At 62.7% G+C, this 24,662-nt stretch carries 22 protein-coding genes; 12 read left to right on the top strand and 10 right to left on the bottom strand.

Features of this window, described 5'->3' with window-relative positions; all coding sequences use genetic code 11:
* Window positions 1-37 precede the first annotated feature (37 nt).
* Window positions 38-571, bottom strand: coding sequence for a hypothetical protein (locus BM045_RS15685; RefSeq protein WP_092184937.1), 534 nt, complete (start codon window positions 569-571; stop codon window positions 38-40).
* A gap of 50 nt (window positions 572-621) precedes the next feature.
* Between BM045_RS15685 and ruvX the strand changes: the two genes are divergently transcribed.
* The 5 genes from ruvX to dprA all read left to right on the top strand — a co-directional run bounded on the left by ruvX (window position 622) and on the right by dprA (window position 5,168).
* Window positions 622-1,092, top strand: a complete 471-nt coding sequence (ruvX, locus tag BM045_RS15680; protein WP_092184935.1) for a Holliday junction resolvase RuvX — start codon at window positions 622-624, stop codon at window positions 1,090-1,092.
* A 71-nt stretch (window positions 1,093-1,163) separates the two neighbouring features.
* Window positions 1,164-2,153 carry an aspartate carbamoyltransferase catalytic subunit gene (locus tag BM045_RS15675; protein ID WP_092184933.1) on the top strand — a complete coding sequence of 330 codons (990 nt, stop codon included), beginning with the start codon at window positions 1,164-1,166 and terminating at the stop codon, window positions 2,151-2,153.
* Window positions 2,150-3,442, top strand: a complete 1,293-nt coding sequence (pyrC, locus tag BM045_RS15670) for a dihydroorotase (protein WP_092184931.1) — start codon at window positions 2,150-2,152, stop codon at window positions 3,440-3,442. Before BM045_RS15675 ends, pyrC begins: the two co-directional genes overlap by 4 nt.
* 3 nt (window positions 3,443-3,445) lie before the next feature.
* Window positions 3,446-4,045: a glycerol-3-phosphate 1-O-acyltransferase PlsY gene (gene plsY, locus BM045_RS15665; RefSeq protein WP_092184929.1), complete on the top strand. Its 600-nt coding sequence runs from the start codon at window positions 3,446-3,448 to the stop codon at window positions 4,043-4,045.
* 4 nt (window positions 4,046-4,049) lie between these two features.
* Complete coding sequence (gene dprA / locus BM045_RS15660) at window positions 4,050-5,168, top strand: DNA-processing protein DprA (protein WP_092184927.1); 1,119 nt, start codon at window positions 4,050-4,052, stop codon at window positions 5,166-5,168.
* On the opposite strand, the gene BM045_RS15655 is transcribed toward dprA, so the two are convergent.
* Window positions 5,165-6,196 (bottom strand): aldo/keto reductase, encoded by a 1,032-nt coding sequence (locus tag BM045_RS15655; protein WP_092184925.1) that lies wholly within the window; start codon window positions 6,194-6,196, stop codon window positions 5,165-5,167. The genes dprA and BM045_RS15655 overlap by 4 nt on opposite strands.
* A 199-nt stretch (window positions 6,197-6,395) precedes the next feature.
* On the opposite strand from BM045_RS15655, the gene topA reads away from it, so the two are divergent.
* From topA to BM045_RS15640, 3 genes are all read left to right on the top strand, one after another.
* Window positions 6,396-9,038 carry a type I DNA topoisomerase gene (gene topA / locus BM045_RS15650; protein ID WP_092184923.1) on the top strand — a complete coding sequence of 881 codons (2,643 nt, stop codon included), beginning with the start codon at window positions 6,396-6,398 and terminating at the stop codon, window positions 9,036-9,038.
* A 190-nt stretch (window positions 9,039-9,228) separates the two neighbouring features.
* Window positions 9,229-12,981: a methionine synthase gene (metH, locus tag BM045_RS15645; protein ID WP_092184921.1), complete on the top strand. Its 3,753-nt coding sequence runs from the start codon at window positions 9,229-9,231 to the stop codon at window positions 12,979-12,981.
* A 4-nt stretch (window positions 12,982-12,985) separates the two neighbouring features.
* The gene (locus BM045_RS15640; protein WP_092184919.1) at window positions 12,986-13,336 is read left to right on the top strand and encodes a hypothetical protein; all 351 of its coding nucleotides are present in this window, start codon (window positions 12,986-12,988) and stop codon (window positions 13,334-13,336) included.
* Here BM045_RS15640 and BM045_RS15635 read toward each other — a convergent pair.
* On the bottom strand, window positions 13,333-13,881 hold the full coding sequence (locus tag BM045_RS15635) for a DUF1643 domain-containing protein (protein WP_092184917.1): 549 nt from the start codon (window positions 13,879-13,881) through the stop codon (window positions 13,333-13,335). The two genes, BM045_RS15640 and BM045_RS15635, sit on opposite strands and share 4 nt — an antisense overlap.
* The gene (gene folD, locus BM045_RS15630) at window positions 13,878-14,780 is read right to left on the bottom strand and encodes a bifunctional methylenetetrahydrofolate dehydrogenase/methenyltetrahydrofolate cyclohydrolase FolD (RefSeq protein ID WP_092185215.1); all 903 of its coding nucleotides are present in this window, start codon (window positions 14,778-14,780) and stop codon (window positions 13,878-13,880) included. The genes BM045_RS15635 and folD overlap by 4 nt, the downstream gene beginning before the upstream one ends.
* Window positions 14,781-14,870: 90 nt before the next feature.
* On the opposite strand from folD, the gene BM045_RS15625 reads away from it, so the two are divergent.
* The 3 genes from BM045_RS15625 (at window position 14,871) to arr (ending at window position 17,616) form a co-directional block, all read left to right on the top strand.
* The gene (locus tag BM045_RS15625; RefSeq protein WP_092184915.1) at window positions 14,871-15,299 is read left to right on the top strand and encodes a DUF1801 domain-containing protein; all 429 of its coding nucleotides are present in this window, start codon (window positions 14,871-14,873) and stop codon (window positions 15,297-15,299) included.
* Window positions 15,300-15,625: 326 nt separating this feature from the next.
* Window positions 15,626-17,101: an AMP nucleosidase gene (locus BM045_RS15620; protein ID WP_092184913.1), complete on the top strand. Its 1,476-nt coding sequence runs from the start codon at window positions 15,626-15,628 to the stop codon at window positions 17,099-17,101.
* Between the two features lie 101 nt (window positions 17,102-17,202).
* On the top strand, window positions 17,203-17,616 hold the full coding sequence (arr, locus tag BM045_RS15615) for an NAD(+)--rifampin ADP-ribosyltransferase (protein WP_092184911.1): 414 nt from the start codon (window positions 17,203-17,205) through the stop codon (window positions 17,614-17,616).
* Window positions 17,617-17,687: 71 nt separating this feature from the next.
* Here arr and eno read toward each other — a convergent pair whose 3' ends face one another.
* On the bottom strand, window positions 17,688-18,968 hold the full coding sequence (gene eno, locus BM045_RS15610) for a phosphopyruvate hydratase (RefSeq protein ID WP_092184909.1): 1,281 nt from the start codon (window positions 18,966-18,968) through the stop codon (window positions 17,688-17,690).
* A gap of 176 nt (window positions 18,969-19,144) precedes the next feature.
* On the opposite strand from eno, the gene BM045_RS15605 reads away from it, so the two are divergent.
* A complete protein-coding gene (locus tag BM045_RS15605) occupies window positions 19,145-19,576 on the top strand; it encodes a VOC family protein (protein WP_092184907.1) in 432 nt (143 codons plus the stop codon).
* A gap of 37 nt (window positions 19,577-19,613) precedes the next feature.
* Here the strand turns inward: BM045_RS15605 and BM045_RS15600 are convergent, their stop codons facing one another.
* From BM045_RS15600 to secG, 5 genes are all read right to left on the bottom strand, one after another.
* The gene (locus BM045_RS15600; protein ID WP_244523022.1) at window positions 19,614-20,909 is read right to left on the bottom strand and encodes an MFS transporter; all 1,296 of its coding nucleotides are present in this window, start codon (window positions 20,907-20,909) and stop codon (window positions 19,614-19,616) included.
* A gap of 151 nt (window positions 20,910-21,060) precedes the next feature.
* Window positions 21,061-22,134, bottom strand: a complete 1,074-nt coding sequence (locus BM045_RS15595) for a Gfo/Idh/MocA family protein (RefSeq protein ID WP_092184904.1) — start codon at window positions 22,132-22,134, stop codon at window positions 21,061-21,063.
* A gap of 70 nt (window positions 22,135-22,204) precedes the next feature.
* Window positions 22,205-22,381, bottom strand: coding sequence for a DUF4169 family protein (locus tag BM045_RS15590; RefSeq protein WP_092184902.1), 177 nt, complete (start codon window positions 22,379-22,381; stop codon window positions 22,205-22,207).
* 2 nt (window positions 22,382-22,383) lie between these two features.
* Window positions 22,384-24,012 carry a CTP synthase gene (locus tag BM045_RS15585; RefSeq protein ID WP_092184900.1) on the bottom strand — a complete coding sequence of 543 codons (1,629 nt, stop codon included), beginning with the start codon at window positions 24,010-24,012 and terminating at the stop codon, window positions 22,384-22,386.
* A 110-nt stretch (window positions 24,013-24,122) separates the two neighbouring features.
* Window positions 24,123-24,638 carry a preprotein translocase subunit SecG gene (gene secG, locus BM045_RS15580; RefSeq protein WP_092184898.1) on the bottom strand — a complete coding sequence of 172 codons (516 nt, stop codon included), beginning with the start codon at window positions 24,636-24,638 and terminating at the stop codon, window positions 24,123-24,125.
* Between the last annotated feature and the right edge of the window lie 24 nt (window positions 24,639-24,662).

Raw genomic sequence — 24,662 nt, 5'->3', positions numbered from 1 at the left:
GCCCACAAAAGACAATGAAAATGGCAGATGGGCGGGATCAGACTTCGAGCGCGAGCCCGGCTTCAAGGGCGACGAGGCCGGTTCCGTCGAGTGCATCGCGCAGGGCTGGTATGGCGATGTCCATGGCGGGCTCGTCGCCAGCCAGCGCCAACAGGCGCGGCGCGCTGTCGCTCAGCAAGACCTGGCCGAGGCTCGCCATGTGTTCGCCGGTACCAAACAGCACAACCACAGCAGTCTCGGCCCAGCGCCCGAGCGCCGGGACGTTACTGCTGACCAGCAGCAAGGACGCTTCCCCGATAGCATCCACCAGCACGGCCCCTGCCGCCAGAGACCAGACCTCGACCGCAGGCAGTTCCTCGCCTTCATCGAGCAGCCTCGGTACCTTGCGCGGTTTCCAACTGGCGCCGTCAACAGAGGCTAGCCCTGCGCCAAAGCCGCCAATCACCTGATCTGCGCCACTTACCAGTTCTGCTGAATCGATTCCCGCGGGCGCGCCATCCGGGTCAACCACCAGAATCGCCCCGCCGATATGAATGCGGATCGTCGTGCCGCCAAACCAGGTAAGTTTCATCGAGTCACTATCCTGTCGCCAAACCGGGCGGCAGCCTATAGGACGAAACCATGACCGACGAGCCCGCCCAAGACTTCGCCAATCCCCTCGAATCCATCCCGGCTACCGGCCGGATCATGGCGCTCGACCTCGGCACCAAGACGATTGGCGTCGCGATTTCGGATGGCATGCGCTATTCGGCGACGCCGCTCGAAACCATCAGGCGCACCAAATTCACCCAGGATGCCGAGCGGATCATCCAGCTGATCGGCGAGAATCAGATCGCCGCCATCATCCTGGGCCTACCGCTCAACATGGATGGTTCGGAAGGTCCGCGCGTGCAATCGACCCGCGCCTTTGCCCGCAATCTGGCGCAAAAGACCGCGCTTCCAATCGCCTTCTGGGACGAGCGTCTCTCCACCAGCGCCGTCACCCGCATGATGATCGAGGCCGACCTGCGCCGCGACCGCCGCGCCGAAGTGGTCGACAAGCTGGCGGCCAGCTATATCCTCCAGGGTGCGCTGGACCGACTTCGCCGTTGATACTTTCAACTAACGATTGAATCTGCTGGCCCCCTCCACTACACCCCGCTAAACATCAGGGACGGGAGCGCATGGCCCAAGCACGCGCGGCGACAGCCACCACCACGCCCGCCGGTTCGTCCGGCGATTTTCCCCCATTCGCCCAGCGCCATCTGCTGTCCATAGCCGATCTCAAGCAGCACGAAATCCTGGACTTGCTGGATCGCGCCGAAGCCATGGTGCCGGTGTCGCGGCAGGAGCGGAAAAGCCATCCGACGCTGAGCGGCAAGACGCAGATCAACCTGTTCTTCGAGCCCTCCACCCGCACGCAGGGTTCATTCGAAATCGCCGGCAAGCGCCTCGGCGCGCTGGTGATGAATATGTCGGTCAAGTCGAGTTCGGTATCGAAGGGCGAAACCTTGGTCGATACCGCGGCGACGCTCAATGCCATGCGCCCCGACGTCATCGTGGTGCGCCATTCGGCGGCCGGGGCGGTGGAATTGCTCAGCCAGAAGGTAGGCTGTGCGGTAATCAACGCCGGCGACGGCGCCCATGAGCACCCGACGCAGGCCCTGCTCGACGCGCTGACCATCCGCCGCCACAAGGGCCGCATTTCTGGCCTCACCGTCGCGATCTGCGGCGATATCGCCAATTCTCGGGTTGTGCGCTCAAACCTGCTGCTGCTCGGCGCTCTCAATGTGCGCACCCGCGTCATTGCCCCCCGCAACCTGCTGCCGGCCGGGATCGAACATTTGGCCACCGAGGTCTTCACCGACATGCACGAAGGCCTCAAGGGCGTCGACGTGGTGATGATGCTGCGCCTGCAGCATGAGCGCGCCAATGGCCGAATGATCCCCTCGGTGCGAGAATATTACCGCTTCTATGGCCTCGACGCGGAAAAGCTCAGCTTTGCCAAGCCCGATGCCATCGTCATGCATCCTGGGCCGATGAACCGCGGCGTGGAAATCGACCCGGCCATTGCTGATGGCGTGCAGTCGGTGATTACCGAACAGGTGGAAATGGGCGTCGCCGTGCGGATGGCCGTGCTAGATGCGCTGCTCCCGGCAGGAGGCCGCGCATGACCCGGCCGCTGCTGATTGAAAATGCCCGCGTCGTCGATCCAGCGTCGGGTACCGACGCCCGCGGCGCCGTGCTGGTCGAAAACGGCCTGATTTCTGACGTAGCGCTCAACGGCCCGGTCGGTGTGCCCGAAGGCGCCGAGGTCATCAATGCAGGCGGATTGATTCTCGCACCGGGCCTGATCGACATGCGCGTCTTTACCGGCGAGCCCGGCAAGGAGTATCGCGAAACTCTGCAATCGGCCGGCGACGCTGCCGCGGCAGGTGGCGTCACTAGCTTTGTCATGATGCCCGATACTGCGCCGGTGGTGGACGACGGCGCGTTGGTGGATTTCCTCATTCGCCGCGCCAAGGCGACCTCCAAGGTCAATGTGCTGCCTGCCGGCGCCATCACTAAGGGTCTGGCCGGTCAGGAAATGACCGAATTCGGCCTGCTGCAGGAGGCTGGCGCGGTCTGCCTCACCGACGGCCGCCATTCGATCCAGTCCGCGTCGCTGCTGCGCACCGTAATGAGCTATGCCGCCAATTACGGCATGACGGTTGTGCACCACGTTTCCGACACGAGCCTGACCGGCGACGGTGTGATGAACGAGGGCCTGTTTGCCACCGTGCTCGGCCTCAAGGGCATTCCGCGCGAAGCCGAGACCATTCCGCTGGCTCGCGACCTTCAGCTGGCGGCGCTGACAAAGACGAAATACCACGCGGCGCAGATTTCCTGCGCTGGCTCGGTGGAACTGATGGCGGCGGCCAAGACGCGTAACAACACAGTTACGGCAGGCATTTCCATCAATAACCTCGCGCTCAACGAGAACGACATCGGCCGCTACCGAACCTTCTTCAAGCTCTCGACGCCGCTACGTTCGGAGGACGACCGGCAGGCCGTCATCGAGGGCCTGCGCAATGGTACCATCGATACGATCCACTCCGATCACGATCCGCAGGACACCGAGGTCAAGCGCCAGCCGTTCGCCGAGGCATCGGATGGCGCTATCGGCCTCGAAACCCTGCTCGCGGCGGCGCTTCGTCTGGTGCATTCCGGCGATGTGGACCTCAAGACCATCCTGCGCGCCATGACCAGCCGCCCGGCCGAAATTCTTGGCCTTACCTCCGGCCGCATTGCCAAAGGGGCGCTGGCCGATCTGGTCCTGTTCGATCTCGACTATCCCTGGCAGGTGTCCGAGCCAGAAATCCGGTCGAGATCACGCAATACCAGCTTTGAAGGCGCGCGGCTTGCTGGCAAGGTGATGCGCACCATCGTGGGCGGGCAAACCGTCCATCTGCACGAGGACTAGGCCATGGATATCAATCTGCTCTATGCGGCGGTTCTCGCCTATCTCTGCGGCTCGGTGCCGTTTGGCCTGCTGCTGACACGCGCGGCGGGCCTGGGCGATATCCGCGCCATCGGCTCGGGCAATATCGGCGCCACCAATGTGCTGCGCACCGGCAATCGCTGGCTGGCCGCCGCAACGCTGGTGCTCGACGCTGCCAAGGCGGCGCTGCCCATCCTCGTCGCGCGCTATTTCTGGGGCGAGAATGCCGCCATGCTGGCTGCCATCTTCGCCTTTCTCGGCCATTGCTTCCCGGTCTGGCTCGGCTTCAAGGGCGGCAAGGGTGTTGCCGTGATGATCGGTTCGCTGCTGGCGCTGGCCTGGCCGGTCGGGCTGATCTTCTGCGCCGTCTGGCTGCTGATCGCCTTTGCGCAGAAAATGTCTTCGCTGGCTGCTCTCACGGCTGCCGCCACGGCACCAATCTTTGCCTTTGTCATCGTCAACGAGTGGCTTGCTGGTACCGCTGCCGTGCTGGCGATCCTGCTGTTTTACCAGCACCGGGCCAATATCGGCCGGCTGATGGCGGGCACGGAGCCGAAGATCGGCTCCGAAAAGAAGGCGAGCTAGTCCGATGGCACCTTCCCCGGGTGCCAATCTTACTGATGCGCAGCGCATTTCTTGGCTGCGGCTGATCCGGACCGACAATGTCGGTCCCGCCACTTTCCGGCAATTGCTCAACCGCTTCGACTCAGCCGAGGCGGCACTAGACGCCCTGCCCGGCCTGCTGAAACGCACGGGAAAACCTGTGCGCATCACAAGCCAAAGCGCTGCCGAAGACGAGATTGCCGGACTCTCGCGCTATGGCGCCCGGCTCGTCGCCTCGAGCGAAGACGATTATCCCGCCCTCCTACGCTACATCCCCGCCTCACCACCGCTCATCACCATGGCCGGCGGCACCAATCTCGACTGGCAGCGCACCGTCGGCATTGTCGGCGCCCGCAATGCTTCGGCAGCGGGCATCAAGATGACCCGCACGCTGGCCATGGATATGGGCGAGCGTGGCTATACCGTGGTGTCCGGCCTAGCGCGCGGCATCGACACCGCCGCCCACAAGGCCACGCTTGCAACCGGCACGATCGCCGTGCTGGCTGGCGGTTTCGACAAGATCTATCCCGACGAAAATATCCCGCTGGCGCATGACATTCTCGACCAGGGCGGCGCCCTGCTGACTGAAATGCCGCTGGGCTGGGAGCCGCGGGCCCGCGACTTCCCGAGGCGTAACCGTCTGGTATCAGGTCTGTCGCTCGGCATTGTCGTCGTGGAAGCGGCAAAACGCTCGGGCTCACTGATTACGGCGCGGCTGGCGTTGGAGCAAAACCGCGACGTCTTTGCCGTGCCAGGCTCCCCGCTCGATCCGCGCGCCGAAGGCGGCAATGCGCTGATCCAGCAAGGCGCGAGGCTCATCACCTGCGCCGAGGACATTCTCGAAACCCTTGGCAGCGCCGATCCGACCCGGTCGGCCCTGTTCGACCGCGACTGGGAGCCCGATCTTGTCCCCGATGCGCCGCCACCCAGCGACGACGACCGATCCCGCCTGCTGTCGCTGCTGACATCCACGCCGGTGGAAGTCGACGAACTGGTCCGGCAATCCGGCCTTAGCGTCTCGGCTTTGCAGATGCTGCTGCTCGAACTCGACCTGGCGGGCCAGATCGAGTGGTCGAGCGGGCAATTGGTAGCGCGACTGTACTAGCGTCCACCCTCGAGCTTGCGATTGCGCTGGCTGATGCCGCCGTCGCCATAGGGATAATCCGCCATCTGCGGTTTGCTGACGGCGCTCAACCGGGCGATCTCGTCATGGCTCAGAACCAGTTTCGCTGCCCCAAGGTTATCGGCCAACTGCTCGGTGGTTCGCGCGCCGAGGATCACCGAGGTCACCGCCGGTTGCGCCGCGACCCAGGCCAGCGCCACCTGCGCCATGCTGGCATGGTGGAGCCTCGCGATATCCTCCACAGCACCAATCACATCCCAGGTCTGCGCCTGGGCATTGCGTTTTTCAAAAGCCTCCATGCCGCGCTTGGGATTTTCGCCTAGCCGCGTTGCGCCGGTCGGCATCTGGTCGCGCTTGTATTTTCCCGACAACCATCCACCGCCGAGCGGGGACCAAGGCAGCAGGCCGATGCCAGCATCCAGCGCGGCCGGCACGATCTCATGCTCGATGTCGCGCACCAGCAGATTGTACTGCGGTTGCAGTGTCACCGGCGGCTGATAGCCATTGGCCCTGGCGAGCCAGACGGCTTTGGTGAGCTGCCAACCGAGGAAGTTGGAAAAGCCATAATAGGCAATCTTGCCGTTACGGATCGCATCATCGAGGAAGCGCAGCGTCTCCTCCAACGGCGTCAGCGCGTCGAAGGCATGCATCTGGTAAAGGTCGATATGCTCTACGCCCATACGTTTGAGCGAGGCATCGAGCGCCTCGTTGAGGTTCTTGCGCGATAGGCCCAGGTGGTTGGGACCGTCGCCCATGGGAAAGCGGCCCTTGGTGGTGATCACCAGATCGCGCAGCGCCCCGGGCTTGCTCTTGAGCCAGCGGCCGACGATCTCTTCGGATACGCCGGCGCTATACACATTGGCGGTGTCGATGAAATTGCCGCCGGCGGCAACATAATCATCCATCAGCCGAAACGAAGTGGCTTCGTCCGATTCCGCCCCGAAAGTCATGGTCCCCAGCGCATAGGCCGAGACCACCGCGCCGCTGTTACCGAGCTTGCGATACTGCATGTCTGTCTCCTCTGATTTCCCCAGCGATGCACCTCTTGTATGGCAGATGCAAGACGCTGTGCCCCGGCTGGACATCGCGGGCAAAAATTCCTCTCTCTAAGAGAGAGTGTCCGGCGCTGGCTTTTCCGCCCGTTGACACCGCACCCGGGCTTCACCATGTTGCGCCACTTCTCATCAAGCGTTGCGGAACGGATACTCCATGAAGGTCGTCGTCGTTGAAAGTCCGGCTAAAGCCAAGACAATCAACAAGTATCTGGGCTCGGGCTATGAAGTCCTCGCCTCCTTCGGCCATGTCCGCGACCTGCCGGCCAAGGACGGTTCGGTGCGTCCCGATGAAGACTTCGCCATGTCCTGGGAGGTCGACACGGCTTCCAAGAAGCGCCTCAGCGACATTTCCAACGCCCTCAAGGGCGCCGATGGCCTGATCCTCGCAACCGACCCGGATCGCGAAGGCGAGGCCATTTCCTGGCACGTGCTCGACGTGCTCAAGGGCAAGAAGGCCATCAAGAAGGACATGACCGTTCAGCGTGTGGTGTTCAACGCCATCACAAAGGATGCCGTCACCGCCGCGATGGCCAAGCCGCGTGAAATCGACATGCCGCTGGTCGACGCCTATCTGGCCCGCCGCGCGCTCGATTATCTCGTCGGCTTCACCCTCTCGCCGATTCTCTGGCGCAAGCTGCCGGGCTCCCGCTCGGCAGGCCGCGTTCAGTCTGTCGCCCTGCGACTGGTTTCCGACCGCGAAGCCGAGATCGAAAAGTTCCGCGCCGATGAATATTGGTCGGTGGAAGCCAAGCTGGCCCAGGGCGGCAAGAGCTTCCTGGCCCGGCTGTTCTCGGTCGATGGCAAGAAGAGCGACAAGCTCGATATCAAGACCGGCGAGAATGCCGCTGAGCTGAAGAAGCTGATCGAAGCCGGCCAGTTCAATGTGTCGTCGGTGGAAAAGAAGCCGACCAAGCGTAACCCTTACGCACCCTTCACCACCTCGAGCCTGCAGCAGGATGCGAGCTCGCGCCTCGGCCTCTCGCCCTCGCGCACCATGCAGATCGCCCAGCGGCTCTACGAAGACGGCCTCATCACCTATATGCGTACCGACGCCGTGCAGATGGCGCCGGAGGGCATTGCCATGGCCCGTTCGGTGATCGGCAAATATTTCGGCGAGGACTATCTCCCCGAAAAGGCCCGCATCTACCAGACCAAGGCCAAGAACGCCCAGGAAGCGCATGAGGCGATCCGCCCGACGGATATGTTCAAGCGCCCCGAGCAACTGCATCTCGATGCCGACCAGTCCAAGCTCTATGGCCTGATCTGGCGCCGCACGCTGGCTTCGCAGATGAAGTCGGCCGAGATCGACCGCACCACCGTTGACATTGCGGTCAATGTCCCCGGTCGCGCCATCGAACTGCGCGCCGTCGGCTCCGTCGTCACCTTCCCCGGCTTCCTCAAGCTGTGGGGCGTCGAGGCCAAGTCCGACGAAGAGACCGATGACGATGACGATCGCGAACTGCCGGCCATGGCGGTTGGCGACAAGCCGGCGCTGCAGGCGGTGGAAATCGAGCAGCATTTCACCCAGCCGCCAAGCCGCTATACCGAAGCCAGCCTGATCAAGAAGATGGAAGAGCTCGGCATCGGCCGCCCCTCCACCTATGCGGCGACGCTGACCACGCTCAAGGACCGCGACTATGTGCGGCTTGAGGGCAAGGCGCTGCATCCCGAAGACCGCGGCCGCATCGTCACGGCTTTCCTCGAAAACTTCTTCAATCGCTATGTCGAATACGGCTTCACCGCCGGCCTCGAGGAACAGCTCGACCAGGTTTCGGCGGGCGAGTTGGAATACAAGGTGGTGCTGCGCGATTTCTGGAAGGATTTCACCGCTGCGACTGAGGAGATCAAGGATCTCCGTGTCTCCGAAGTGCTCGATGCGCTGAATGACGCCTTGGCCAGCCGCATTTTTCCGCCCAAGGAAGACGGCGGCGACCCGCGCAAATGCCCGACCTGCGGCACGGGTCAGCTCTCGCTGAAGCTCGGCAAGTTTGGCGCCTTCATCGGCTGCTCCAACTATCCCGAATGCAAGCACACGACCCAGCTGTCCGACGCAGCCGCAGGCAAGTCCTCGGAAGCGGCAGCTGGCGACGGCATTCTCGGCACCGATCCAGAATCGGGCGATGAGGTCTTCCTCAAGTCCGGCCGCTTTGGTCCCTATGTGCAGCTCGGCGACGGCAAGGAGCCCAAGCGCTCTTCGCTGCCCAAGGGCTGGGATTCGGCGACCATGACGCTGGAATCAGCACTCAAGCTGTTGTCGCTGCCGCGCGAAGTCGGTCCGCATCCCGAGGGTGGCCTGCCCATCGTTGCCGGTCTCGGCCGCTACGGCCCCTTCATCCTGCATGACGGCAAATATGCCAACCTTCCCGACGTCGAGGAAATCTTTACCGTCGGCCTCAACCGCGCCGTTGACTTGCTGGCCCAAAAGGCTGCCGGCGGCTTCAAGCGCGGCGGCGGCACGGCTGTGGCGGCCATCCAGACCTTCGAGCACGACAACGGCCCCATCACGGTCCGCGCTGGCCGCTATGGGCCTTATGTCAACCAGGGCAAGATCAACGCCACTATCCCCAAAGATGTGGCGCCGGAGGCCGTGACCATGGACCAGGCGGTGCAGTGGATTGCCGCCCGCGCCGAAGCAACCGGCACCAAGGTCAAGAAGGCCCCAGCGAAAAAAGCCGCTGCAAAGAAGCCGGCGGCAAAGAAAGCGACGACGACCAAGGCTGCTGCCGCCGAGAAAAAGCCGGCGGCGAAGAAGGCTCCGGCCAAGAAGACGGTCAAGCCGGAAGACGTGCCGTTCTAGTCTGGTGGCTTCGTTAGGCCTATACAGAGCGCGCTGCCCTCGGCCTGCCGAGCGCGGCGCGCTTTTGCGTTTTGAGCACTGCCATGGTGTTACGCGCACAATCGGACATGTGTCCGGTTCAGTGCTTGCGAAATTGCGGACATAAAGATATCTTTATGTCCTCGGATTTGCCGAAGTTGAGGTCCTGGCGATGAGCCACCATGTAGATGCCCCTATTCCCGACTGGAACGAGGTCCGCGACGCGCTGACCAAGGCGGCGCGCGAGCGCATCCTGATTCTGGACGGCGCCATGGGCACCATGATCCAGCGCCAGAAGCTGACCGAGGAGAATTTCCGCGGTGAGCGCTTCAAGGATTGGAAGCTGCCCCTGCAGGGCAATAATGACCTGCTGGTCATCACCGAGCCGCAGATCATCGAGGATATCCACTACCAGTATTTCATGGCCGGTGCCGATATCGCCGAGACCAACACTTTCTCGGCTACCTCGGTGGCGCAGGCCGACTATGCCTGTGAAGATGCGGTCTATGACATCAATTACCAAGGCGTTGTCGTCGCCCGCCGCGCCGCGCTGAAGGCGGAGGCGGCAGATGGTCGGCGTCGTTTCGTGGCTGGCGCCATCGGGCCGACCAACAAGACTTCGTCCATGTCGACGGATGTGTCGAGCCCGGGCTTTCGATCGATCACTTTCGACGAACTGGTCGTTGCGTATGGCGAGGCCATTCGCGGGCTGGTCGATGCCGGCGCCGACCTGCTGCTGTTCGAAACCATCACCGACACACTCAACACCAAGGCCGGCATTTTTGCCGCGCAGCGGCTGTTCGAGGAACGCGGCATCGACGTGCCGATCATGATCTCGGGCACGATCACCGATCTGAGCGGCCGCACCCTTTCCGGCCAGACGCCGACGGCCTTCTGGTATTCGGTGCGCCATGCAAATCCGATCACCATCGGGCTCAACTGCGCGCTGGGCGCCAATGCCATGCGCGCGCATCTGGGCGAGCTGTCGGATGCCGCGGACACCTTCATCTGCGCCTATCCCAATGCCGGCCTTCCCAATGCCTTTGGCCAGTATGACGAGAGCCCGGAATTCATGGCCGAACAGGTCGAGGGTTTTGCCCAGGCTGGCTATCTCAATATTGTTGGCGGCTGCTGCGGCTCCACGCCGGACCATATTGCGGCCATCGCCAAGGCGGTGAGCAAGTACCCGCCGCGCGTGGTGCCGGAGAATGAAAAGCTGCTGCGGCTGGCAGGCCTCGAGCCTTTCACGCTGACCAAGGACATTCCCTTCGTCAATGTGGGCGAGCGCACCAACGTCACAGGCTCAGCCCGCTTCCGCAAGCTGATCACCGCCGGCGACTATACCGCCGCGCTCGATGTTGCCCGTGACCAGGTGGCCAATGGCGCCCAGGTCATCGACATCAACATGGACGAGGGCCTGATCGACAGTAAGCAGGTGATGATCGACTATCTCAACCTGCTCGCCGCCGAGCCGGATATCGCCAAGGTGCCGCTGATGATCGACTCCTCCAAGTGGGAGGTGATCGAGGCGGGGCTGAAATGCGTGCAGGGCAAGGCGCTGGTCAATTCCATCTCGATGAAGGAAGGCGAGGCGCAGTTCCTGGCGCAGGCCCGCCTGGTGCGCGCCTATGGCGCCGCCGTGGTGGTGATGGCCTTCGACGAAAAGGGCCAGGCTGATACCGAGGCGCGCAAGGTGGAAATCTGCACCCGGGCCTACAAGCTGCTCACCGAAGTGGTCGGCTTTCCGCCGGAAGATATCGTCTTCGATCCCAACGTCTTTGCCGTGGCGACCGGCATCGAAGAGCACAATAATTATGGCAATGATTTCATTGGCGCCACCAAGACGATCACCGAGACGCTGCCGCATGTCCATATCTCGGGCGGTATTTCCAACCTCAGCTTCTCGTTCCGCGGCAATGAGCCGGTGCGCGAGGCGATGCATGCGGTGTTTCTGTACTATGCCATCCAGAATGGCATGGACATGGGCATCGTCAATGCCGGGCAGCTGGCGGTCTATGAAAGCATCGACGCCGAACTGCGCGACGCCTGCGAGGACGTGATCCTCAACCGTAACCCGGAAGCGACCGATCGCCTGCTGGCGATTGCCGAACGCTATCGCGGCACCGCCGGCAAGGAAGTGGCGGCCAAGGACCTGAGCTGGCGCGAGAAGTCGGTGGAGGACCGGATCGCCCATGCGCTGGTCAATGGCATTACCGAATATATCGACGCCGATACCGACGAGGCGCGGCTGAAACTGCCGCGGCCGCTGCATGTGATCGAGGGCCCGCTGATGGCCGGCATGTCGATCGTCGGCGACCTGTTCGGCTCGGGCAAGATGTTCCTGCCGCAGGTGGTGAAATCGGCCCGCGTGATGAAGCAGGCCGTGGCGCTGCTGCTGCCCTATATGGAAGCCGAGAAGAATGCCGACGGCAATGCCACCGGCCGCCAGAGCGCCGGCAAGGTTCTGATGGCGACGGTCAAGGGTGACGTGCATGACATCGGCAAGAACATCGTCGGCGTGGTCCTCTCCTGCAACAATTACGAGATCATCGATCTCGGCGTGATGGTGCCGACGGCCAAGATTCTGCAGACGGCGCGGGACGAGAAGGTCGATATCATCGGCCTTTCCGGACTGATCACGCCATCGCTGGACGAAATGGTGCATGTGGCGGCCGAAATGGAGCGCGAGGGCTTTGACATCCCGCTGCTGATCGGCGGGGCAACGACCAGCCGCGTGCATACGGCGGTCAAAATCCATCCGCGCTACAACCTGGGCCAGGCGGTGCACGTGCATGACGCCAGCCGCGCCGTGGGCGTGGTGGGGAACCTGCTCTCGAAGGACAACAAGGTCAGCTTTATCGCCGACATCCGCGCCGAATATGCCAAGGCGGCGGCGGCGCATGAGCGGGCCGAGCTCGACAAGAAGCGCGTGCCACTGGCGGAGGCCCGTGCCAATAGCTTCAAGCCGGACTGGTCGGGCTATGTGCCGCCCAAGCCCAGCTTCATCGGCACGAAAGTGTTCGACGATATCGATCTGGCGGACATCGCCAAGTACATCGACTGGACGCCATTCTTCCAGACCTGGGAGCTCAAGGGGCGCTATCCGGCGATTCTGCAGGACGAGCGGCAGGGCGAGGCGGCGCGGCAGCTCTGGGCCGATGCCCAGGCCATGCTCAAGCAGATCATCGACGAAAAGTGGTTCAAGCCACGCGCCGTGGTGGGCTTCTGGCCGGCCAATGCGTCAGGCGACGATATCCGCCTCTACAAAGACGAAGGGCGCGCCGAGGAGATTGCGACCCTGTTCACCCTGCGCCAGCAGCTCAGCAAGCGCGATGGCAAGCCGCATATGGCGCTGGCCGACTTCGTCGCGCCGGCCGGCACGCCGGACTATATGGGTGCGTTTGTCGTTACCGCTGGCCTCGAAGAAGTCGCCATCGCCGACAAGTTCGAAGCAGCCAATGACGACTATTCGTCCATTCTGGTGAAGGCTCTGGCCGACCGCTTTGCCGAGGCCTATGCCGAGCAGATGCATGAGCGCGTCCGCAAGGAATACTGGGGCTATGGCGCGGCAGAGAGCTTTGCACCCGACGAGCTGGCCGGCGAACCCTATCGCGGCATCCGCCCGGCGCCGGGCTATCCGGCGCAGCCAGACCACACGGAAAAGACCACGCTGTTCCGCCTGCTCGATGCCGAAAAGAATGCCGGTGTCACGCTTACCGAGAGCTATGCCATGTGGCCGGGCTCGTCGGTCTCGGGCATCTATTTCAGCCACCCCGAAAGCTATTATTTCGGCGTGGCCAAGGTGGAGCGCGATCAGGTCATCGACTATGCCCAGCGCAAGAACATGCCGGTGGCCGAAGTGGAACGCTGGCTCGGGCCGATCCTGAACTATATCCCGGGTCCTGCGATCATCGCGGCGGAGTGAGGGCATGGGCAAGGTCGAACCGATTCCCGTGACGCTGGTGACCGAGCCGGGGCGGCTGTTGGCGCTGGACGCCGATACCGCCCTGCTCCGCCTGCCCGCCAATACCGGGCACGGCCATGACGACGGGGCGCAATGCCCGGCCTGCGCCATGCGGACGGATGTGCGGGCGCTGCTGTTCGACATGCTGGAAGGCGCCAGGCAGGGATTGCGGCCGGGTTTCAGCAAGGTCGTGGTCGATGCCAGTGCGGTGACGGACACGGCTCGCGTTGTCGATGCGCTGATGGGCAAGCTGCCGGCGCAGGCGCTGCGCGACCATACGGTAGCGCGCTCGTTCTATCTGGCCGGTGCCGCCTAGCTTTCGAAACGGACCAGTGGCGTATCCGCCCGCAGATAGAGCGGATGCTTGGGCGAGCCGTCGGCATTGGTGCCGAAGCACCAGAGCGCTACGCCATCGGCCTTGAGGGCGCCCACTAGGGCCTTGCCGGCGGGCGCCAGGGCCTTGTTGAGCTTGCCGTGGCAAAGGATCACCAGATCGGCGCCTTTGGCCGCGTGGCGGATCGCTGGCAGGTTTTCGGCGGATGAAGCCTCGACGCCGGGCGCCAGCAGCATTTTCGGATCGGTGGCGCGATAATCGCCAACATTGGCCTTGGCCATGGCGGAATAGCCTTCGCGATTGGCAAAGGTCCATTCGCGGGCGCAGGTCGGATCGTTCGCAGTCGCATCGGCGGTCGACGGATTCATCCCGATGAACAGCACGTAGCGGTCGGGGAAGCTGTCCCCGACCCAGCGGCGCATCATCTGGCGATATTTGCCGTCGGCGCTGAACCTGGCGTCGCCCTTGACGCCGGGCATCAGCGCCAATCGAACCTTGCCGCCAGGGTCGTGCGCGTCGACGCTCATGCCGTCAGATCGCTCGGCGGCACGAGGTTGTTGATCAGCGAGGCCGTGGTGACCGTGTTGGCCAGCAGGCAGGCAATGGTCATTGGACCAACGCCGCCGGGGACCGGGGTGATGGCGGCGGCAACCTCTTTGGCCGAAGTGAAGTCGACGTCGCCGACGAGGCGGGTCTTGCCCTCACCCTTTTCCGGCGCAGGAACACGGTTGATCCCGACGTCGATGACGGTGGCGCCGGGCTTGATCCAGTCGCCCTTGATCATTTCGGGACGGCCGACAGCGGCCACGACGATATCGGCCTGGCGCACCACATCGGCGAGGTTTTGGGTGCGCGAATGGGCTACCGTCACTGTGCAATTGTCGCGCAGCAGCAACTGCATCATCGGCTTGCCGACGAGGTTGGAGCGGCCGATGATCACGGCATTGAGGCCGGCCAATGAGCCAAGCTCATCGCGCAGCAGCATGAGGCAGCCGAGCGGCGTGCAGGAGACCGGGCCCGGCAGGCCGATCTGCACCTTGCCGACATTGGCAGGCGTGAAACTGTCCACGTCCTTGGCCGGGTCGATGGCCTCGATCACCTTGTTGGCGTCGATATGCTTCGGCACCGGCAGCTGCACGAGAATGCCATGCACCGCCTGGTCCGCATTGAGGCGCTTGACCAGTTCCAGCAGCTCGGCTTCCGAGGCGTCTTCCGGCAGTTCGTATTTGAACGAGGCCATGCCGACTTCGGCCGTCTGCTTGGCCTTGTTGGTCACATAGACCTGGCTGGCCGGATCGTGGCCGACGATGACTACGGCAAGGCCGGGGGTGATGCCATGCTCGGCCTTGAGACGTTCCACATGGCCGGCAACGCGGCTGCGCAGACCCTCGGCAAAGCTCTTTCCGTCGATGATTTTTGCGGTCATGGGGCGCTCCTGCGGCAGTGGAAGGCGCAGCAATAGAAAACCCCGGTCGCTTCGTCTAGCTTAAGGCGACGAATAGGCTGGAGGGCAGCCATGTATAAGCAGAAGACGAGGTCGCATACCGGCGACGTCGAGAGCTTTCTGGCGCAGCTCGATGATCCGGTCAAACAGCGCGACAGCGCTGCATTGGTGACGATGATGCAGGAGATTTCCGGCGAGCCGCCGGTGCTCTGGGGCAGCATGGTGGGCTTTGGCCGCTATCACTACCGTTATGAGAGCGGCCACGAGGGGGACGCCTTGCTGATCGGTTTTGCACCGCGCAAACCGGCGTTCAGCATCTATCTGATGGGCGATGGCGATACGACGAAGCGCGACGCTCTGCTGGCGCGCCTGGGCCGGCACCGGATGGGCAAGGGCTGCCTCTATGTGAAACGCCTCAGCGACATCGACATGACCGTCCTGAGAGAAATGGCAGGGGTTTCCATTGAGGCACTCCGGGCGCGTTACCCCGGCGCAAAATAAAAGGACCACAATGGCTTTCGCCACTGTGGCCCTGGGGAACATCGGCCAACCGCGCTGTTGAGGGCTTGGGGGACAAGCGGCCTGCGCGACACTCCTCGCTCACTGGATTGCATGGGTCGCTTGCCGTGCCAGTGAACTGACGATGAAGATGGTGAGCAATTGCGGCGATAAAAGGCGTGCTCACACCGATGTGAAATCTGGCCGAAATCGCCCTGCAGTTGAAGCCATGCCGCGAAGCTGTCATTTGAGAAGGCTAGACGCTGCTGCCCAAGCAACGCGATTCCGCAGCAGGCTCAATCCGGGGCCTGCGATTTGAAAGAGAACAGATGACCACGATCAGCCCGCCACGCCTCGACAAGCAGTCCTTCACCGAACCGGAAAAGGCCTGGGACTATCTGGCGGAGCTCTATCATCGCAATACCGGCTTTATCCGCGGGCATCTTGATGCCCTGGCCAAGGGCGAAATTCCCGAAGGTCGCGTCCGCGCCTGCTATCCGCAGGTGGAAGTGCGCTCCACCAGCTACAGCCGCACCGAAAGCACCCTGCCCTATGGCTTCCTGCATACACCCGGCCTCTACCGCACCACGGTGACGGCGCCGGACCTGTTCAAGCAGTATTACCAGGAACAGTTCACCGTCATCCTGAAGAATCATGGCGGCACTATCGACATCACCGAGTCGGACACGCCAATCCCGCTGCATTTTGCGGTGAAGGCCAATGAGCGGATCGATGGCGAGGCGCTGAACGCTCTCAACATTCCGCTGCGCGACGTGTTCGATGCGCCGGACCTCGGCAATACCGACGACGAAATCGCCAATGGCACTTTCGTGCCGCCGCGTGGCGGACCCTACCCGCTCGCGGCGTTTACCGCGCCGCGCGTCGACTATTCGCTGTTCCGGCTCAGCCACTATACCGGCACGGATGCCAGCCACTTCCAGAACTTCGTCATCTTCACCAATTACGCCTTCTACATCGACGAGTTCTGCCGCATCGCTAAGCAGTACATGGCCGATGGGCACCCGCACTACGAGAGCTTCATCGAGCCGGGCAATGTCGTGACCGACAATGCTCTGCGTGGTGGCGCGGTTGCCGGCACATCGCCGGTGCGCGCGCCGCAGATGCCGGCCTATCACCTGACGGCAGACCGCGGTCGCGGCATTACCATGGTCAATATCGGCGTCGGTCCGTCCAACGCCAAGACCATCACCGACCATATCGCCGTGCTGCGTCCACATGCCTGGATCATGCTCGGCCACTGCGCCGGCCTGCGCAACAGCCAGGAGCTTGGCGACTATGTGCTGGCCCACGCCTATGTTCGTGAGGACCATGTGCTCGACGCCGATCTGCCGCTCTCGGTGCCGATCCCCGCGCTGGCGGAAATCCAGGTGGCGCTCGAACAGGCGGTGCATGAGATCACCGACACGCAGGGCGTCGAGACCAAGAAGATCATGCGCACCGGTACGGTGGCGACCTTCGACAACCGCAACTGGGAATTGCGCGACCAAGTGGAAATCACCCGCCAGCTGAGCCAGTCGCGCGCCGTGGCGCTGGACATGGAATCGGCGACGATTGCGGCCAATGGTTTCCGGTTCAGGGTACCCTACGGGACGCTGCTGTGTGTGTCGGACAAGCCGCTGCATGGCGAGCTGAAACTGCCGGGCATGGCCTCGGACTTTTACCGGACGCAGGTCAACCGTCATCTGCAGATCGGGCTGCGGGCGATGGAAATCCTGCGCGACCAGCCGGCGGAACGGCTGCATTCGCGCAAGCTGCGCAGCTTTGCCGAGACGGCGTTTCAGTAGAGGGACGCCGTCCTCACCTCATAGATATGGATCGCGACGGGCTTGCTTCAAGCCCGTCCACCCGATGTAAAAGGCAGGCTCCATACTCGAAGGAGTGAGCCATGTATGCATCCGAACAGCCGGCTGACGCGGTTTTCTATCATGGGACACGGGCGGACCTTGGCGTCGGCGAGCTGATGTCGCCCGGCTTCAATTCCAATTTCGGCAAGCGGGCACCGGCTTCATGGATCTACTTCAGCGCCACGCTGGAAGCCGCGATCTGGGATGCCGAACTGGCGCAGGGTGAGGGCCGGCAGCGCATCTATATCGTCCGGCCAACCGGGGTTTTTTTCGATGATCCCAATTTGACCGACAAGAAATTTCCGGGCAACATCACCCAATCCTACCGCAGCCAGTCACCGCTTGAAATTATCGGAGAGGTCGAAAGCTGGGACGGACATGACCCGGAGCAATTGCGGGTGATGCAAGAGAATGTCGAGCGGGCAAAGCAGGCTGGGATCGAGGCGATCGACTAGCGCGGCAGGATGGACCAGCCAAAGAAAAAGCCCGGTGTCGCCACCGGGCTTTTGCATTGCATCAGAACCGCTTATGCGCGGCCCTTGACCACCGAGTAGCCGGCGTATTTGGCCGAGGTGCCGAGCTGTTCTTCGATGCGGATCAGCTGGTTGTACTTGGCGATACGATCCGAACGCGACAGCGAGCCGGTCTTGATCTGACCGCAGTTCAGCGCCACGGCGAGGTCGGCGATGGTGGTGTCTTCGGTTTCGCCCGAGCGATGCGACATCACCGAGGTATAGCCAGCGCGATGCGCGGTATCGACGGCGTTCAGCGTCTCGGAGAGCGAGCCGATCTGGTTGACCTTGACGAGGATCGAGTTGGCGACGCCCATCTTGATGCCCGAAACGAGACGCTTGGTGTTGGTGACGAAGAGATCGTCGCCGACCAGCTGGACATTCTTGCCAATGGCTTCGGTCAGGGCTTTCCAGCCATCCCAATCGTCTTCGGCCATGCCGTCTTCGATGGTGATAATCGGGTAACGGGCAGCCAGGTCGGCCAGGAACTTGACGTTGTCGTCGGAAGAGAGCGACTTGCCCTCGCCGACCATCTCATACTTGCCGTTCTTGTAATATTCGGTCGAAGCGCAATCGAGGCCAAGGAAGACGTCCTCGCCCGGACGGTAGCCGGCCTTTTCGATCGAGCGCATGATGAAGCCGAGCGCGTCATCGGCCGACTTGAGGTTGGGCGCAAAGCCGCCTTCGTCGCCGACATTGGTGTTGTGGCCTTCGGCCGACAGACCCTTCTTGAGGGTGTGGAAGATTTCCGAACCGATGCGGACAGCATCGGCCAGGCTTTCGGCGCCGGCGGGCAGGATCATGAATTCCTGCATGTCGATCGGATTGTCGGCATGCTCGCCGCCATTGATGATGTTCATCATCGGCACCGGCAGGACATGGGCGTTGGGGCCACCGACATAGCGATAGAGCGGCAGTTCGGAAGATTCGGCAGCGGCCTTGGCCACGGCCAGCGAGACGCCGAGGATGGCATTGGCGCCGAGGCGCGACTTGTTGGGGGTGCCATCGAGGTCGATCATGGCCTGGTCGACGGCCAGCTGGTCCAGTGCGTCCATGCCCTGGATTTCGTCGAAGATCGCCGTGTTGACGTTCTCGACGGCCTGGTTGACGCCCTTGCCATTGTACTTCTTGCCGCCATCGCGCAGCTCGACGGCTTCATGGGCGCCAGTGGAAGCGCCCGATGGGACCATGGCGCGGCCGAAACTGCCGTCATCCAGCACGACATCGACTTCGACGGTGGGATTGCCGCGGCTGTCATAGATCTGACGGCCGGAGACGTGGATGATTGAAGACATCGGTAAAGCCCTTCCCGGATGGGTTCTGTCACTGAGTGCGCCACTCCTAGACGCGCCTCGTGACAAGCGAAAGAGCCTGCGACAAAAAAATGCGCCAAGGTGACGCAGCAGGCTAGGTTTGGCATGGTTGGAGTGGCAGTTTCATGGCGCCACCAACAAGAGTTCTGGGAGGAACCATGACCAAGCCGCTGATCAAGCAGGTCGCCCATGCCTGCATCTTCGCGCATGACCTTGATGCCACCGAAGCCTTCTATCGCGATGTGCTGGGCATTTCGACGGCCTTCACCTTCAAGCGGGGCGAGGAGCGGATCGGCTATTATCTCGACCTCGGTGCCCGCACTTTCATTGAAGTGTTTCGCAAGGCGGAGTCGCGCTTTGCCGAGACGGACCAGATCAACCACATCTGCCTCGAGACCGAGGATATCGATGCGCTGGTTGCCCATTTGCAGGCGAAAGGCGTCAGCATCACCGACAAGAAGCTGGGCGTCGACGGCACCTGGCAGGCGTGGCTGGCCGATCCGAACGGTGTGAAGATGGAGATTTTCCAGTACACCGAAGAAAGCCTGCAGTTCAAACCGCCAGGCTCAGTGTGCCAGGTAACCTGGTAGGCAAAAGGGCCGCGCTATCAGCGCGGCCCCTTTGATATCAGTCCGACGACTGGCGGATCAGGCCGAAGGCGATCAGGGTGATCACGGCGGCGATGATCATGTAGTATCCGACCGTGTGCAGGCCATAGGTATTGGCCAGCCAGGTGGCGATATAGGGCGCAAAGCTGGCGCCGAAAATGCCACCGAGGTTGAAGGTCAGCGAGGCGCCGGTATAGCGCACCGAGGTCGGGAATGGCGCGGCAAGCGCCGTGCCGAGCGGACCATAGGTCATGCCCATCAGCGCAAAGCCGATGCAGAGGAAGCCGAGCACGCCATAGACATTGCCGGCGCCCAGCAGTGGGGCAAGGATCAGGCCGAACAGGCCTATGCCGATGGCAACACCGATCATCACCTTGCGCATGCCGAACTTGTCAGCGAGCACGGCCGAGAGCGGGATGAAGGCGCCGAAGAACAGCACGCCGACCATCTGGAGGACGAGGAATTCCTCGCGGCTATAGCCCAGCTTGCCGGTGCCATAGCTCAGAGAGAACACCGTCATGATGTAGAACAGCACGAAGGTGGCCAGCGCCGCCATTGTGCCGAGCAAAAGGCTCAGCTTGTGCGACTTGAAGACCGAAAGGAACGGCACTTCGACGCGCTCGGCCTTTTCGATGGCCTTGGCGAATTCGGGCGTCTCGGTGATCTTGAGACGGATGAACAGGCCAAAGATCACCAGCAGCGCGCTGGCGAGAAAAGGCACGCGCCAGCCCCAGCTCATGAAGGCGTCATCGCCGAGGAAATGCGCCAAGACGAGGAAGATGGTGGTGGCAAAGAAAAAGCCGACCGGAGCGCCAAGCTGCGGGAACATGCCATACCAGGCGCGCTTGCCCTCCGGGGCGTTTTCGGTAGCAAGCAGCACGGCGCCGCCCCATTCACCGCCCAGGCCCAGGCCCTGCCCCAGGCGGCACAGCGCTAGCAGCAGCGGCGCCCAGACGCCGATCTGCGCATAGGTCGGCAGCGCACCGATCAACACGGTCGAAAGACCCATGGTAAGGAGCGCGGCCACCAGCGTTGCCTTGCGGCCAACCTTGTCGCCGAAATGGCCGAAAATGGCAGCACCTACCGGGCGGGCCATGAAGGCGATGGCGAAGGTGGCCAGCGACTGCAGCAGGGCCGAGGCGTCGTCGCCGGCCGGGAAGAACAGATGCGGGAATACGATCACCGCAGCGGTGGCATAGATGTAGAAGTCGAAGAACTCGATGGTGGTGCCGATCATGCTCGCGGCGAGAACGCGGCGGGCAGAATTCTTGGGTGGCACACCGGTGCCGGTTGCGGCAGCCGTGGCGGTGGTCATGCTCATGTCCTGGGTGCTGCGATTAGACGCCGTGGTCGGCGACACGGCCGCCCGCACCCGGGAACGACAATGCTGACCCGGAGGGAGGACCGGGCCTGCGCGGTGTAACCTCCGGTACGGTTTGGATCAAGCCTTAATGTCGGTCAAGTGCTCAGGGCTGGCCGAGCTTTTCCGCCCTGCCCGTCGTCGCATGTTCCGTGCGATCTTTTTCGGTCACCGCCGCCAGGTCGATGATGCGCTGCAGGTTTGCCGCGTGGCGGAAGCTGGGTTCCTGATTGGTGCCGCTGCGCACCGCCTCGGTGAAGCGCGCATAATTGGTCGGCGTCGCCTCGACGGCTGCCTCCGTCCATCTGGCGGCTTCGACGTCATCGCCGAGGCATGTCATCAGCCTGGGGTTGAAATTGGTGTCGGTCACCTCGATGCCGCCCTTTTCGCCATAGATGCGCAGGCGCAGGTCGTTGAGATGGCCGCTGCCCCAGCGGGTGGCATGGATTGCAGCCATGGCGCCATTGTCCATTTCGGCGGTCATGACGAAGGTGTCGTTGGCATCGAGGTCATATTCGCCGATGCGCGCATTCTCGGCCTTGTCAAAGGTCTGTAGGCGGAAGAACGCCGTCTTGTAGTCGCAGCCGGCGGCATAGGCGGCGAAATCGAGGATGTGGATGCCGACATCGCCCAAAACGCCATTGGACCCGTGCTTGGTGCTGAGCCGCCACAGCCAGGTCGGCGAGTTGCGCCAGTCGCCCCAAGCCTTGCTGACCAGCCAGCTCTGTAGATAGCTGGCCTCGATATGCTTGACCGCCCCGATGGCGCCGCCCGCGATCAGCTCATGCGCCTTCTGCAATTGCGGCACATTTCGATAGGTCAGGTTGACCATGTTGATCAGCCCGAGCCCTTCCGCCTTTTCGGTCATCTCCAGCGCCTTGGCATGGTCGGTGGCCAAGGGCTTTTCGCAGAACACATGCCTGCCGGCATCGAGGATCTGCAAGGTGGTGGCATAATGCACGCGGTCGGGGGTGATATTGGTCACCGCGTCGAATTCGCCCCAGGCCAGCGCCTCGTCGAGCGAGGCGAAGCCGCGCGGAATACCGTGCAATTCGCGGAATTCGGTCAGCTTGACTTCATCGGTATCAACCGCCGCGACGATCTCGACGCCGGGCACCTCGTTGAAACCCTTGACGTGCAGCCGGGCCATTCCGCCGGTACCGAGCATGAGAAGACGCATGGGATGATCCTTGCTGGACAAAGTGTGTCCAGCGATAAGTCACCTGCGCGGCAAGGGTTGCGAGAAAGGCTCAGTCCTCGCGCTTGTGGCCGTCGATCTTCTTCTCAGCCAGCGCCTTCTCTGCCGCCTGCTGCTGTTTCTCGGCCTTGGTACGGCCGAACAGCACGCGGTTTTCGGCGGCCTGCACTTCCTTGGAAGCGCGGGCCTTTTGCTTGCGAACGGTCCGGAGATTGACGATCTCCGCCATGCCTAGACCAAGCGGCTCTGATCCATCGCGGCAGCGATGAAGCTGGTGAACAGCGGATGCGGCTCGAACGGCTTCGACTTCAGCTCCGGGTGGAACTGCACGCCGATGAACCACGGGTGGTCGGTGCGCTCGACGATCTCGGGCAGCTTGCCGTCGGGCGAGACGCCGGAGAACAGCAGGCCGTTCTTTTCCAGCAGCTTGCGATAGTCCATGTTCACCTCATAGCGGTGACGATGGCGCTCTGAGATCCGGGTCGAGCCATAGATATCGGCAACGCGCGAGCCGCGGGTCAGCTGGGCCGGATAGGCGCCGAGACGGAGCGTGCCGCCCATGTCGCCTTCCTTGCCGCGCGTCTCGGTCTCGTTGCCCTTGACCCATTCGGTCATCATGCCAACGATCGGCTCTTTGGTCGGGCCGAATTCGGTCGACGAGGCATTCTTGATTCCGGCGGTGTTGCGGGCCGCTTCGACGCAGGCCATCTGCATGCCGAAGCAGATGCCGAAATAGGGCACGTCCTTGACGCGGGCAAAGCGGGCGGCCTCGATCTTGCCGGCCGAACCGCGCTCGCCAAAGCCGCCGGGCACTAGGATGCCATGCACGTGCTCAAGGTAAGGCGCCGGATCGTCGCGCTCGAAGACTTCCGAGTCGATCCACTGCAGGTTGACCTTGACCTTGTTGGCGATGCCGCCATGGGTCAGCGCTTCGCTCAGCGACTTATAGGCGTCCTTGAGACCAGTATACTTGCCGACGATGGCGATGTTCACTTCGCCTTCGGGATTGTGCAGGCGGGCCGAGACGTCTTCCCAGGCCTTGAGGTCGGGCTCTGGCGCATCCTTGATGCCGAAGGCGGCGAGCACTTCGCGGTCGAGGCCTTCCTTGTGATAGGCCAGCGGCACATCATAGATCGAACCGACGTCGAGGCCCTGGATGACGGCGCTTTCACGCACGTTGCAGAACAGGGAAAGCTTGCGCTTCTCGCCATCGGGGATTGGGCGGTCGCAACGGACCAGCAGGATGTCGGGCGCGATGCCAATCGAGCGCAGCTCCTTGACGGAATGCTGGGTCGGCTTGGTCTTGAGCTCGCCGGCCGAGGGAATGTACGGCATTAGCGTCAGATGCAAATAGCAGGTGTCGCCGCGCGGCAGGTCATTGCCCAACTGGCGGATCGCCTCGAAGAACGGCAGGCCCTCGATATCGCCGACGGTGCCGCCAATCTCGACCAGCACAAAGTCGAAGTCTTCGTTGCCTTCAATGACGAAATTCTTGATCGCATCGGTCACGTGCGGAATGACCTGCACAGTGGCGCCGAGATATTCGCCGCGGCGTTCCTTGGCGAGAATATCGGAATAGATGCGGCCGGTCGTGATGTTGTCGCGCTTGGTCGCGGCCCTGCCGGTGAAGCGCTCGTAGTGACCGAGATCGAGATCGGTCTCGGCGCCGTCGTCGGTCACGAAGACCTCGCCGTGCTGGGTGGGCGACATGGTGCCCGGATCAATGTTGAGATAGGGGTCGAGCTTGCGCAGGCGGACCTTGTAGCCGCGTGCTTGCAGCACGGCGCCAAGCGCCGCCGATGCAAGACCTTTACCCAATGAGGAGACCACGCCTCCGGTGATGAATACGTACCGAGCCATGGGCGTTCACCTTAATCACATCAGCGTCGATTCGTAGAGTGCTTGAAGCGCTCTACACAAAAAGAAGAAGGGGATGTTTCCATCCCCCTCTTTGGTTCGCCCTGCGGCGCTTAGTTAGTCGCCGGAGCGGCCGGCGTTTGGGCCGGAGCCGTTGCCGGCGTTTCCGGCACTGGCAGGTCGCTGCCGGCAGCCGGGGCTGCTGGCGCGGCATCGGCCGGAGCGGGTGCAATGTCCTGCGTCACCGGATCGGTGCCGGCAGGCGCTGCGGGATCGGATGCGGGAACCGGAAGGTCCGACGTCGTGCCGCCCTGCAGGGAATTGAGTGCATCGAGAACGCTGGTCGGCGCAGCACCGTCTTCGGTGGCCGAAGCGCGTTCGAGAATGCCCGAAGTGGTGCGGTCGAGTTCGGACAGAACCGTCAGGCCAATCGCCGTGGCGAAGAACAGGGTCGCCAGAATCGCCGTGGTACGGGTCAGCAGGTTGGCCGAGCCGCGGGCGGTCATGAAACCACCGCCGCCGCCGCCACCGCCAATGCCCAGTGCGCCGCCCTCGGAGCGCTGCAGCAGGATCACCGCAATCAGCGCCAGGACGATCAGCAAATAGGCCACAATCAGGACGTTTGCCATTCTGTCTCAGTCTATTGGTCTGTC

The sequence above is a fragment of the Devosia sp. YR412 genome (assembly GCF_900110945.1).
In the GTDB taxonomy this organism is placed as follows: Bacteria; Pseudomonadota; Alphaproteobacteria; order Rhizobiales; family Devosiaceae; genus Devosia.
This window is presented reverse-complemented; position numbering and strand designations above follow the sequence as displayed.